Source organism: Pseudomonas knackmussii B13, from assembly GCF_000689415.1.
Lineage (GTDB): Bacteria > Pseudomonadota > Gammaproteobacteria > Pseudomonadales > Pseudomonadaceae > Pseudomonas > Pseudomonas knackmussii.
The window spans coordinates 800,821-813,806 of the sequence record NZ_HG322950.1 but is presented as its reverse complement, the minus strand read 5'-3'; the positions used below and the strand labels follow the sequence as shown (position 1 = coordinate 813,806).

Annotated in this window: 6 protein-coding genes and 1 pseudogene; all 7 read right to left on the bottom strand. The window is 64.5% G+C overall.

Annotation, left to right across the window (positions count from 1 at the left end; translation table 11 throughout):
- Nucleotides 1–54: 54 nt before the first annotated feature.
- Nucleotides 55–1,425, bottom strand: a pseudogene (locus tag PKB_RS03910) (response regulator); the annotation flags it as partial.
- A 93-nt stretch (nt 1,426–1,518) separates the two neighbouring features.
- Nucleotides 1,519–6,276 (bottom strand): vWA domain-containing protein, encoded by a 4,758-nt coding sequence (locus tag PKB_RS28700; RefSeq protein WP_052355167.1) that lies wholly within the window; start codon nt 6,274–6,276, stop codon nt 1,519–1,521.
- The gene (locus tag PKB_RS03900) at nt 6,273–6,485 is read right to left on the bottom strand and encodes a hypothetical protein (RefSeq protein WP_043249189.1); all 213 of its coding nucleotides are present in this window, start codon (nt 6,483–6,485) and stop codon (nt 6,273–6,275) included. Before PKB_RS03900 ends, PKB_RS28700 begins: the two co-directional genes overlap by 4 nt.
- Nucleotides 6,482–6,703, bottom strand: coding sequence for a hypothetical protein (locus PKB_RS03895; protein WP_043249188.1), 222 nt, complete (start codon nt 6,701–6,703; stop codon nt 6,482–6,484). Before PKB_RS03895 ends, PKB_RS03900 begins: the two co-directional genes overlap by 4 nt.
- Before the next feature lie 10 nt (nt 6,704–6,713).
- Complete coding sequence (locus PKB_RS03890) at nt 6,714–7,532, bottom strand: phage BR0599 family protein (RefSeq protein WP_043249187.1); 819 nt, start codon at nt 7,530–7,532, stop codon at nt 6,714–6,716.
- Nucleotides 7,522–8,721 carry a hypothetical protein gene (locus PKB_RS03885; RefSeq protein ID WP_052355166.1) on the bottom strand — a complete coding sequence of 400 codons (1,200 nt, stop codon included), beginning with the start codon at nt 8,719–8,721 and terminating at the stop codon, nt 7,522–7,524. Before PKB_RS03885 ends, PKB_RS03890 begins: the two co-directional genes overlap by 11 nt.
- A complete protein-coding gene (locus PKB_RS28695; protein WP_052355165.1) occupies nt 8,718–12,914 on the bottom strand; it encodes a phage tail length tape measure family protein in 4,197 nt (1,398 codons plus the stop codon). The genes PKB_RS03885 and PKB_RS28695 overlap by 4 nt, the downstream gene beginning before the upstream one ends.
- Nucleotides 12,915–12,986: the final 72 nt, after the last annotated feature.

The window sequence follows — 12,986 nt, the reverse complement described above, 5'->3', positions numbered from 1 at the left end:
CTTGCCGGGTGTCCGCGGGCGAGAATTTTTCTCTCTCACCCTTCCGACGACCGGTCAGACGTGGCTGGGCTGCGCAGGCTGGCAGAGCAACCAGTCGTGCAGCAGGGTCTGCAGTTCCTCGAACTTCACCGGCTTGGCCAGGTAGTCGCTCATCCCTGCGGCCAGGCAGCGCTCGCGGTCGCCGCTGTGGCTGTGCGCGGTGATCGCCAGCACCGGCAGCTCGGCGCCGTGCGGCAGGGTGCGGATCGCACGGCAGGTGGCGAAGCCGTCCATCACCGGCATCTGGCAGTCAAGCAGCACGGCGTCGATGGTTTCCCGGCGCAGCAGATCGATGCCTTCCGAACCGTTGTCGGCAGTGCGCACCCGGTAACCGAGCTTGAGCAGCATGCCGCGGATCACCAGTTGGTTGATCGCGTTGTCTTCCACCACCAGCACGGTGCACTGCTCCGGCCGGCGCAGCGCATGGCCGCCGGCGCGCCGTGGCGGCGGCACGGCTATCCCCTGCACCGGCTGGCCGAGCGGCAGGTCAAGGAGGAACAGGCTGCCGCGACCGGGCGCCGAGGTGTGGCTCAGCTTGCCGCCGAGCAGCTCGGTGAGCTGCCGGCACAGCGCCAGCCCAATGCCCAGGCCGCCGTACTCGCGGGTCAGCGACCCGTCGAGCTGGTGGAAGCGCTGGTAGAGGGCATCGTTTTCCGGGGTCTCGAAGCCGATCCCGCTGTCCTGCACCTCGACATGCAGCGCCACGCCTTCGTCGTCCTGGCGCCCTTCGACGCGCAGCGCCACGCTGCCTTGCGCGGTGAACTTGATGGCGTTGTCCAGCAGGTAGCCCAGTGCCTGGGTCAGCTTGCCGGCGTCGCCTTCCAGGGTGTCCGGCAGGCTCTCGTCGAGCAGCAGGACGAAGTGCAGGCCCTTTTCCTCGGCGCGCGGCGCGTACTGCGCGCGCAGGCTGTCGAACAGCCCGCGCAGGCTGAACGGCTCACGGCGCGGGTAGAGCTTGCCGGCCTGCAGCTCGATCAGCGCGAGGATGTCGTTGACCATGCGCATCATGTCCCGCGCCGAGCCAGTGGCGGTCTTCTGGTACTGCGTCAGCTCGACGTCCATCGGCACCGTCTGCATCAGCTCCAGCGAACCGATCACCCCGCTCATGGGCGTGCGCAGCTCGTGGGTGACGGTGGCCAAGAACTCGTCCTTCAGGCGGTTGCTGTTGGCCAGTTCCAGGTTGAGCTGCTCCAGCTTGCGGCTGGACTCCTGGAGGATGCGCGTGCGCTCTTCCTTCATCGCGTTGATGCGGTCGGCCAGGGCAAGCGACAGCAGCCCGACCTCCAGCGCCGAGCCGATCTGGCTGGCGTACATGGTGAGGAAGACGTTGGGCAGGAAGCCCAGCACCATCAGGGTGTTGATGGTTCCGCCGAGGAGGAAGGCTGTAGCGCCGCGCGAAATTTCGCCTCTCTCGGCGCGATAAATAGGATCACCTAAGCATTTCACGTACGGAAAAGGATTTCCAAAAATCATGAACACTCAAGGCTTGTAGACAGTCATCCTGACGGAATCTACGTAGTGGTCGTTCGCGGTACCGCTGGTGCGGCCAGAGGCGTTGTACAGCGCGTCGAGCGACCGGGTGAGCGTTGGTAACGCCAGAGTGAAGCTACGCGGGAACCATATGCCGCCGAAGCTAGACGTGTAACCTACCGGCATGACCGCGCTTGCTGAATACGCGGTCGAGATCGTCCCCGCGGAGCCGTCCACTGCTCGCATACCCATACCGCCGGGGTCGTTGGCGCTGTCGTAGGACGCTTGCCGCCAGCGAATGCGGCCCCACAGGGTTCCGGTGTCCAGGTCCGCCGCCGATAGCCCTTGCGCAACCAGGTCGATACGCTGCCTGGATACCGACGTGACGAAGCTGCCGCCCGTGAAGTAGTAGGCCCCTTCATAGGGCACCGGGTTCGCGTTACGGACAGTCATGCCACCAGATTCGACAGTCCACCCAGTGGTGCTTCCGCTCTCCGCTCCGGGATTGGTGAGCGTCAGCTCATAGGCAGTGAGGGTGCCAGTCTCGTAGCTGCCACCAGTTATTGCGGCATATTCGGAGTCCGAAACCGGCCCGTTGACGAAAGCAACGTTCGCCGCAGTCCCGTAGCAGAAACCAGTAGCGATGCCCGCGCTGCTTGGGGGCGGCCCGCCGATGCTAATGGCGGCAGGAGCCACAGTGAGGGCCACGGCCACAGTGCAAAACTGCCGGTTGTTCAGCTTGACCGAGATCGAGTTAGAGCCGTTGTACTCGGCGGTAACGTGGTTCGTCTCCCCCTGCGCCACCAACTCACGACTCCAGGCGGAATGCCATCCACCGCCGGTCGTGGAGTCCGGCGTGGTGCCGTAGCCCTCGGTAGTCACATAGATGCGGTTGTTGCTGGGGTGAACGCCAATGTCCTCTGGATACATGCTCGGGGCGTAGTACCACGCCTCCCTGGTAATGGTGGCTCCTGTAGCGGTACTCGCAATCGCAGTCACTATGTCGTAGCGGTCAACAACGCCGAAGGTTTCGGCCCCTCCACTCGATTGGTTTCGGGACAGGAGCATCTTCCCGTCCTTCATGGCCAGGCCCTGCACGCGGCGCCCAACCAGGAACTTCTTGTACTCGGTCCCGCTCACGAACGGCGTCGTGGACAGAAGCGAAACCGGGATCACCCAAACGTAGGCAGTGTCGGTAGTGGAGTAGTTGCCGGCCAGCAGGTATTCGGTCCCGCTCACCGTGACGAAGTCGATAGCATAGCCAGCGCCAGCGGCTGACAAGTTGCAGGTCGACAGGATTACTGCCGTGCCCGAGGAAAACGATGCGGCGAGGTCGACCTGGTGGACAGCGGAGGTTTCATAATCTGCGATCCAGATGTTCCCCGACGAGTCTCGCGCTATCGACGCGATATGGCGGTTTGTCGTCGTGCCGAAGGTGAACTGCCCGAGCAGCGCGCCGTCGCTCAAGCGAATCTTGAAGACCTTGCTTTCGGTGTCTTGATAGTGAGCCGACATCAGCATCGTGTCGTCGTCGAGGATAAAGCACGCCTGCGGCACTCCCTTATAGACGCCAGAGGTCTGTACCGGCAGCACCACTTCATGCCTCCACGCTGGCCGGAACAAAGGGGTGTAGAGAGTCCCCGCTGTGCCCCCGCTCACACTGCCGAAGCACCGGAGGATCATGACCCCCGTGTATCCGCCGCCGGCAAAGTCGCTGTATGAGCTGATCTCCAAGAACGGGTTCGCTGCGGTCGTATCTTCAGACAGAGACGCGAACACACCCCGCTGGCCGGAGGCTACGTAGGGCGCCTCGCACTTGACGGAGGCCACGAGCGAGACCTCCGCCCCGGACGTCGTTATCCAGGAAGGCAGCGATGTAGTCTTCAGCCGTGCGCCATAGCCGTCGCCCTCGAACCCTGACGGAGTAACCAAGGGGCCGTACCCGCTGCTCCTGGTTAGCGTGAGAGACCCGGTCGAGTCCTGCTCATCATAGGTGAGAGGAAACACAAGAAACGCGACGGCGCTCCCCATGTTGACGTGAACCTCAACAGAATGGCGCTGGTAGCTCTCAAGGCCGCCACGCACGCTGAACAGCTCGACACGATAGTCGCCGGTCGTTGCCGGTGTGATATCAGTAGTGACGCCGACAACCCCAGTGGCTTCAGTAGCGAGAGCGCCGCCAGGCAGCAGATAAGCTCTGGCGGTATATGAGACGCCAGCCTCGGGCCCGACGCCGTCGGCTTCGTTGTCCAGCAGCTTGTCTGCCTGCAGCACCCGATCACTGTGCTGCCAATCCAGCACCAGCGATCCAGTTACGGTATCTGGATACGCCGCCCCACCGAGACGAAGCTTTCGGGGCGGGTAAGGACGGAATTGCCGCTGGGCCATCTCAACTTCAAGCAACTGGGCGCTGGCCAGCGTCTGCTCCACAGAGCTGGTGCGAGTCAACAGCTTGGCCGAGACGGTTTCGCCATCCACGTACTCGCGCCCATCGGTGGCTGCCCACTCTCCACAGAAGTAGATGCGTTCGCCAGCGATGTGCTCGACTGGCACCGAGTCTGCGCACCCGCGGCCAACAGTGACGGTGCTGGCAGTGACATCCAATGCATCGACACGCACGATCTCGCCGCCCCAAAGCGCCCAGGAACCGATGCTCACGAGGTGAAGGTCGTTGCCATCGCTGAGCGTGAAGTCGGTGTCGAGGTAGCCAGAGGCTTCGACAACAGCAGCGCTCGGACACCAGTCGCCGGTGCCGTTATCCGCCAGCGACTCACCTTCGCCAGCGCTGTAGATCGAATAGTTCAGGCCATTCGAGGGGCGAGTGGCGATCGTCAGCAACGCACCTGCATCTTCCGGAAACGCGGCGAAGTCAGCATTCGACAAGCTGGTGACTAGCTCCACATAGGGTGCCTCGATCAGCACCTGGTGCGGCGCAGCCGTTGGTGACGGATCTTCAGGCCCAGCCAGTCCAGGCTCAGGCTCGACATATACGGTATCGGGGAAGGCGAACACGTCCTGAACGGCTTTCAGGCGGCAACGGCCGTCAACGTGGGTGCCGGTATCAATGTCGCCGACGATGCAGACCATGTCGGCAATGCCCTCTTCAGGCAGTTGCAGGCGGAAGTAGTTGCCGGGGCGCCACTTCCATGGCCGCCGGTTTGTAGTGAGGTTGAATCGCGACAGCGGCGTCGCCTTGGCCTGCAGGTCACGTGCACCGACCCGGAGCGCCAGCCCTTCAGTCGGCAGCTCGCGATAGGTCTTCGTTTCACTGCTCACCCCACCGGAGGCCATGATCGCGCCCATGGCCTGGATCGGCTGGGTGGTGCGATCCTCCTTGTTCTGCGGGTCGAACCACTCCACGAGGATCTGGTTGGTCACCTCGTTGAGGTTGGTCGGCTCCTGGCTGAACTCCATGACGTCGTCCGAGGTGAGGATCGGCAGCGTGTCGAAGTCGTAGTCCCCGCGAATCAGGTCGACGTAGTACTGCCCGTCGACGCGCGATTGGGTCAGATTGGCGCCGATCACGTCGCAGATGCGCTGCTGAAAGGCCTCGAGATCCTCTTCGTCGGGCACATAAGTCGTGCAGAGACCGAGCCCCTCGGCGAAGCACTTGTCCGCTGCCGCACGGAAGCTGGCATCGTTGATCAGACCAATAGGCTCGGCCTGCATGTCGCGGGCCGTCAGGCTGTCGTAGAGGATGTGGATCGGGTTCATCCCGATCAGGCCTCCGAGCCCGCTGATGATCACGTTGGTGATGGCGTCCGGGTTGTCGCCGGCGATCACCGGCACCCCGTCGTCGGGCGTGTTGTCGACGTATGCGGTGTAGGTGGTGTCGTCCAGATCGATGTTCATCGCATAGACGCTGACACCAGACTGGGCGGCAACCAGGTCACCTGCGGCGCTTGCGATCTGCTCGGCCGTCATCGAGCTGTCGGAGGTGGTCGGCGCACCATCGGTGCAGAAGAACACCATCTGCTTGGAGTCTGTCGGCGCACCGCTGAAGAATGCCGGCATGTCGATCAGCCCAGCCGGGAAGTAGGTCCAGAGACCGCTGGAGAGGCCGTTGACGAATGCCTGCAAGTCAGCGATGTCAGCTTTGCTGCAGCGCCGACGCATCAAGGAGGTCCGGGTTGATGGCTGGGTACCGAAACCCACCACCATGACGTCGACCTCTGCATCGGTGGAGAGCACGACATCGGAGATGACCTGGAGAGCAGCAACGATCGCCGACTTCATGTTGGCCAGCCGGGATTGCCCGTTCGGCGTGATATCGGCCATGGACCCGGAGATGTCCAGGGCAAAGTAGAGAGCCATCGGCTCAGCCGGCACCAGCGGAATCGGCGCTTTTTCTGGGTACCAGGGCGTATCGTTGTCCCAGCCTTTGAGGATGCGCCGGAACTTGAAGGCCAGGGTCTTCGGATAGGGGTTCATCGCCCCATAGATCCCACCCCGCCACACTGCAGTGAACTTGCCGCGATACGCCGGCTGCTCGCCGAGGTTGGCTGTGAGGTAGTCGTTGGGCGCCTGATCGGCCTCGCCGAACATCAGGTCCATGTCGCCTTCCAGGCCGCCCTCGGACTTCTTGCCACCCCAGAGGTTCTTGGCAGCCACATGGATACGCCCGCTGGCTTGGAGGAGCCCCTTCCAGGCAGTGCGATCGCCACCGCGCAACTCCAGGAAGGCGTCCACTGGCCCCTTGCTGAGCCCATAGTGGCCGAGGATGCGGTACCAGTACCCGACCGTCTGCTTCTTGCTGCCGCTGCTCATGCACTCTCTACCTTACGAGCCCACTCGACCAAGGCGATCGCCAGGGCGTCGCCGGTGCCTGCCAGTTCCTCGGCTGCGATGCCCTCGCGCCGGAAGGTGTCCCAATCCAGGCCGTGACGTTTGAAGAAGGCCCGGCTACCACTTGCGCAGAACCCTGGCTTCGGGCCGTAGCCCGGAATGGAGCGCAGATGCGCGAGCGTGACGATCACTTCTTGCCTCCTTTGGTCTGGATAGGGTCAGTACCCATCTTCTTGAAGCCCAGCACCTGGGCGTCATCCACCCAGACGGTGCCGTACACCTTGCGTAGCTTCTTGCCCTCCTCGGCGGTGGGCGTGGTGACTTCCTGCGGCTCGGGCTTGGTTGGCTTCGATCGGGTGGCGTAGTTGATGAGCGCGGAAACGACGAGGATTGCGATCTGTACCCACATGCTCAGGCCCTCACCACACCGGATCGCCGCTGTACGGGTTCTGGACAGGCATATAGATGTCGCCGCCGTACCGATCTCGGGTTCCGAAATAGGCGCAATCGGACCAGGTATGTGCGCAGCCGGGATAGGCCGTGATCGCCTTGCCGGCGAGCAGGTCGGCGGCGCCGTAGTCGAGCGTGATGACCGAGCCGTTGTGTTGCTTGATCGTCCGGTACTCCATCAGCCCATCAGGCTCGGCCCATTCGATATACCCGCCGGCCAGTCGCCGGTTCGCCACCAAGCCGAACTCCAGGGCAGTGACATTGAGGCGATCGACTGCGGTGATGGTGGCTGCCACCGCGTGAAGACTACGGTCGACGTTGCAGAGCCCCGGCCCCTGCGAGTACAGCTCCAGGCCGCACCCGCGCTGCCAGGCGCGCTGCTCGCCCATTTTCTTGGCCCGCGTCTGAGTCGGCTCGCAGGTCAGTTCTAGGGTGGCACCCAGGAACTTCGGGGCAGTTACCCGGCCCACCCAGTCGACCAGGGCATCGTCCTCGCCGACGTGGCGAATGAAACAGGTGACGGCGATCGGGTCGATCGATGGGTACGGGCGCCAATTCTCGGCGACAGGCAAGGTGCTCGGCAGCGTGATGGTGATGTTCAGCCGAGCACGCTCGCTGCCCTGGCGGATGGCCGTGCGCGAGATCGACGCGCGGAGGTAGGTGTCGCCGAGGAGTACTTCGTCGCGATCGCTGCTGGTGTAGAACCAGTTGCGGGTCTTCCGGGTGAAGCGGAAGAACGCGACCGGCTTACCCTGATCCCAGGAGGATTCACGGCTCTCAGATGTCATCGTTTCGAACTCCGATGAAGCTGGTGGTGAGGTGGGTCAGGCCCTCGATGTCGGCGTCGTGCTGCAGCTCGGCGGTATCGCTCGACTGCTCAGCCAGAACCAGGAAGCTGACCTGGCGGATCTGCAGGCGCTGGACCAGCACGCCCAGCGCGGAGTCGACAGTCAGCACTTCGCTATCGCCGTCCTCTTGGGATGCGGTGATGCGGCGATAGAAGACGGTGCCATCGAGCAGCTCGATGCGGATGTCGCGACGGTTCGGCTGCATGCGACCGAAGACCGTGTAGCCAGCCCACTCCACAGTGATATGGGTAGTGGTGGCCGAGATGTCGTTGGCGACCTTGAGGTCGTTGTTCCAGGTCGGCACCCATAGGGTCTGCATGCGGCCACGCAGTCCATACAGCAGCGAGCGCAGCTCGTTGTTCGCCTCGACGCCATAGGCCAGCCAAGTCACCGATGCCTCGCGAAAGGCCCGGCCGCCCCAGTCGAACAAGGTGACCAGGTCGGTACCAACGTCGACGACCTCCTGCAGCCGGGTGTAGGTCTGCTGCAGGTCGTCGCCCTGGTCTGGGCGCATCTCCAAGACTGTCACGCCGCGATAGGTGGCCGTCGGCAGCGCTGCTGTCCAGTCGCAGGGCTCGTCGATCAGCATCTGGATGGACCTGGTCCCGGACTCATCGGTCCAGGTGGTCTCCTGGGGCTGCTCGACCAGGTGCGCCAGGCGCAGCGGGTACAGGCGAGTCCCTGCCGGCCAGGTGCGTGTGGTTGAGGCCTTGAGCACCAAAGCACCCTCGACCACCTCGTCGACATCGAGGACGGCCCAGTCGTTGATCGCGTTCCACAGCAGCGCCTGGCCATCGGCTCGGAAATCGCGCCCGGCCGGCGCACAGGTGATCAAGCTGGAACCGCTGGCCAGTGGTGAGCTGAGTAGTTGCACGTCGTGCCAAATCGGCAGCAGCCAGTACTTCCCGCCGGCGTCGTTGAGGATGGCATCGGCCACCCGGCGCCCCTGCTCGTCGCTGATCACCGTGAATTCGATACTGCGCCGCGGAGCCTGGCGCAGCTCGCGCTTCTGCGCGCGGCCATTGCGGGCTGGTAGGTAGTTGGTGAGCCAGTCGAGGGTTTCCCTGACACCGTCCGCCCAGTCCGGCGGCACCGGCCAGATCGGAGTTGCGCCGGTAACGAAGCTCATCCCAGCAGCTCCTTCACCGCGGTCGGGTTGCTCCCGATGATGTTGAGGATCGCCTTCTCGAACGCGGGAGTGGCTGCCTGCCGGCGCACTGCGTCCTCGGGGTCCTGGGCGTTGATGATGCGCAGGCGGGTCGTCATGTTGGCCGCGAGGTTCCTTAGCGGATCTGCGACGCCACCAGTAGGCATTGTCGGTGACGGCATAGCGGGCGCCGGTACGCCTGCCAGGCCGCCAGTGGCGTGGTGGAAGATGCGCCCCCAGTCACCCAAGGCGGACATCCCGCGAGCGTTGAAGTCGTGGAGAAAGTCCAGCGCGCCAGGCTGCTGAACCACCGCGGCGCGGGTGACGTACTCATAGTTGGAGAGCATCGCCGGGATGGAGTCGCTGGTACCTGTGCCTGGCCCGAGGATATGACCACCCGTAGCGACCATGACTGCAGCGGCGCCGGCGGCACCTGCTCCGCTGCCGAAGATCGAGCCGAAGATCGAGGACATGCCCGCTCCGCCGCCGCTACTGGACAAGCTCCCAAACAGTCCGCTGAACAGGTCGGCGCCGTTGCTGAAGATCGAACCCAGCGCGTCGGAGAACGTCCCGCTACCGGCGGTAGACGCCGAGGTGATCGCATCCCCCATCGCCGCGGCGCCCTCGCTGGTGGCGCTGCCGATCGCCTCGGCCGTGGCCTGGGTGGCATCGGCACCGGGCCAACTGACCACATCGCTCGGCGCGCCATAGTTGTCGACGATGCCCTGAATGCCGTCGCCGGCTACACCAGCGGCTGCGCCGCCGGCGCCTTTGCTCCCGGACGCGGCAGCTAGGGCGGCCGCCGCAGTAGAAATTGCAGCAGCTCCCGTCACCAGCGAGGCACCTGCAGCCGACAGCTGCGTCGCAGAGGTGGAGACTGCTGCCGCACCTGCAGTCATAGAAGCGCTGCTGGATTCGCCGTTGAAGAGGTTTGTCAGCCTGTCCGATGCCATCTGGGCCAGCGTCTGCGATGCAAGGCTGGCCATGCTCCGAGAAATATCCTGCAGGAAGCTCACAGCGGCTTCCTTCAGGTTCTCCGTGCCAGTAGCCAGGCCCTCCAGAGCACCTTGCAGGCCATTCTCGAAGCCCTTTTGCAGGGACTGCTGCCACTGGTTGCTGGTGGCCTGAAGCTCCTGCAAGCGCGTCTGCAGGTCCTTCACGCGCTCGATCGCATCCGGGTTTCCGGTTGCCTCTGCCAGCGCCTGCATCTGCGGCAGCAGCTTCTCTACCTGGTCGGCCGTCGCCTTGTGGAGATCGAGCAGCTGCTGGCGAGCCCCCAGCTCGCTGATCAGACCAGCCTGTTGCTGAGCCTGGACCGACTGCTCCTGTCGGGATTGGTCGGAGAACAGGCGTTCGATTTCACTGCTGACCTGGTCGAGCTGGGCCTTGGCCTGGCTGACGTTGATCAGGCGCTGCACCAGGTCGGCGCCGGCGGTGTCGCTGCGGGCCTGCAGGCGCTTCAGCAGCTCACCATACTGCTGCTCGATCTTGAGGCTGGCCGCCGCTGCCTGTTGCCCCTGTGCATCGAGGAGCTGGACCTGGGCGTTGGCCAGTTGCTTGGCGTCTGCGTCAGCCTGGCGCTTCTGCTCGTCTGCGGCGAGGACAGCCAGCGCCGCCTCGGCGCGAGCGCGCAGGGTGCCGGTCAGCCCCTTTTCGGCCAGGTCGTAGGCACGGGTCTCGGACGTCGACTGGCCCTGGGTTGCGGCCTGGCGTTCCAGGCCACGGACGAAGTTCTCCTGCTGATCGGCCGATTGCTTGGCCTGGCGAGCGGCTGCCTCCGCTTCCTGGCGGGATTTGCGCTGCGCGGCTTCGTGGTCGCGCTCAGCCTTGGTGGCGGCGTCGACCGCAGCCTTCTTCTCGTCGGCGGCCTTGGCGGCGGCGAGCATGGCCTGGCCCTGGCTGCTCGTTTCGGCGATGCCCTGCTGCTGCATCACCTGGTGCGCCTTCTCGGTTTCGGTCAGCTTCGACAGGCTCTCCACCTGAGCCTCGGCGGACTTGATGAAGGAGTCGGCGGCAGCCTGGCGCTTGGCCTCGGCTGCCGAGTCGACGGTGTTCTTGGAAGCCTCGGCCGCGGCCTGCTGTTTCTTCTGCAGGGCCTCCAGCTGGCTGCTGAGCTGGTCGATCTGCTGCTGGGTGTCGGCCGAGGGTTCAAACCCGGTACCCAGAGTGCTCTTCAGATAGGCGATCTTGGTAGTCAGCTCGGTGATGCGCTGGGCGTCGCCGGTCGGACGGAACAGATTGACCACGCCATCCCAGCTTTCAACTGCGGCCGTTTTGATCTCGCGCCAGGCTCGCTCAATCGAGCTGAGGTTCTGGGTGATCTGCGGGGCACGGTCGGCGATCATCGCCGCATAGACACGCATGGCCTCGGTGGCGGCGGCCTGTTCGCCCTGTTGCAACTGCAGAGTGCGGATCTGCTCCAGCTGCGTGGCAGTCAGGAAGTGCTGGGTCTCGTTGAGCTTGAGGATGGCGGTGATCGGGTCCTTCGCCAGGTCGGCAAACTCGGCGACGGTCTCGGAGACGGCCTTTCCGGTGGCCACGCGCATCTGCTCGGCCGCCACGGCCACCAGCTTGATCTGGTCACCCGCGAACTTGCCGCTGGCTGCCACCTCGGTCAGTGCTGCCGCAGCACTGCCCTGCGAGACATCGCGCAGCCCATCCATCTCGCGCGCCAGCGCAGCGAGCTGGCCAGCCGTCACACCGGCATAGTTGCCGGTCAGGATCAGGGCCTTGTTGTACTCGTCGGCCTCGGCGCTGCCCTGGTGCCAAGCCAGTGCCAGGGCGCCGGCGCCAGCGGTCACCGCCGCAATCGCAACGGTCAGCGGGTTGAACAGCGAGACCAGCGCGCGAGCAGCATTGCCAACGCCGCCGAATGAATCCTTGATCTGGCCGCCTTGCTGGATGGCTACCATCCAGAGCGGCATGCCACTGGCCAGGCTGGTAGTGACGTCGGTGAGCTGCATGGGCAGCTGCCGCATGGCCTGCTGGTATTGGCCGGCGGAGATCCCGGCGGAGCGCATGCCGTTGCTGGAATCGTCCAGGCGCTGGCGTTGCTCGCGCAGTTTGGCGTTGAACTCGTCGAAGCTCTCCGCATCGAGCAGCTTGCCCTGGAACCCACGCAGGCGTTGCTCCAGGTCGTCCAGGCGCTCCAGCTCGCGGATCGTCGGGTCGATCTGGCCCAGCAGCTTTCCTAGTTCGGCTTCCTGGGCGCGCAGTGCCTCGGTCGCCGCGGCGGCGTCTTCTGCTGCCTGACGTTCTGCCTCGGCCTGCTGGGCGATCGCACGCTCAGTGTTGTGGTAGAGGTTGGCGGCTTCGGTCTGCGCTCGAGCATTCTCCTGCCAGTTTGCATTGACGTTGGCCAGCGAGGCGCTGAGTTGCTCGTTGCTGGTGGCGGCAGCATCCACTGCGGCCTGCTGCTCAAGGCTGGCGGCGACCATCGCGCGGATGCGCTCTGCCTGCTGGTCCGCAGTCTCCCCTACAGTGGCAAGCTGACGGCTGGTCTCGGCCGCCTGGTCCACCACCACCTGGAGGATCTGGTCGAGCTGTGCTGCAGCTGCCTGTGCGCCAGTGGTCGTCGCCTGCAAAGCCGATTCAATGGTCGACACCGCCGCCGCCGCGGAGGTGCCGCTGCTGCCCAGTTCGTCAACCGCAGCCGCAGCACTACCGATCTCGGCTGCGCTCTGCTGGCCGGCTTGGGCTACACCCTGCAGGGCAGCCTGAGCGGTCGAAAGAGATGCAGTTGCCTCGGCACTGTCGGTTGCCAGGTTGTCGACGGCGAGAGCGGCGGAGGTGACCTGACCGGCGCTCTGCTGACCACTCTGGCCGACACCTTGGAGCGCGCTCTCTACCGCAGAAAGGCCCGCCGCGGCTTGAGCTCCGTCGGAGGCGAGACCATCTATTGCAGCTGCAGTAGCTTCGATCTGCGCCGCGCTCTGCTGGCCACCTTGAGCAACTCCCTGCAGAGCGTTGTCGATGGCCACCAGAGCGGTAGCCGCTGCAGCGCTGTCAGCCTGCAGGGAGTCGACGGCACGACCGGTCTCGGCCAGGCGTGTGTTGGTTTGCTGCGCGGAGTCGCCGACGTCGACAACGGATTGCCCGAGGCCTTCGAGAGCCTTCTGCCCATCGGCGAGGTCAGCGCGGATGCGCAGCGCGAGATCGAGTTCTTTGCCGGCCATGTCGTGTCACATCGGAAGGGATGTGCCGCATGGTCACGCGCGCGCGTGAACCGTTCTTTTTGGGGGACGAAA

Excerpts from the sequence above, each read along its gene's own strand:
- PKB_RS28700 (WP_052355167.1), bottom strand. The coding sequence starts at position 6,276 with ATGAGCAGCGGCAGCAAGAAGCAGACGGTCGGGTACTGGTACCGCATC.
- PKB_RS03895 (WP_043249188.1), bottom strand. The coding sequence starts at position 6,703 with ATGTGGGTACAGATCGCAATCCTCGTCGTTTCCGCGCTCATCAACTAC.
- PKB_RS03890 (WP_043249187.1), bottom strand. The coding sequence starts at position 7,532 with ATGACATCTGAGAGCCGTGAATCCTCCTGGGATCAGGGTAAGCCGGTC.
- PKB_RS03885 (WP_052355166.1), bottom strand. The coding sequence starts at position 8,721 with ATGAGCTTCGTTACCGGCGCAACTCCGATCTGGCCGGTGCCGCCGGAC.
- PKB_RS28695 (WP_052355165.1), bottom strand. The coding sequence starts at position 12,914 with ATGGCCGGCAAAGAACTCGATCTCGCGCTGCGCATCCGCGCTGACCTC.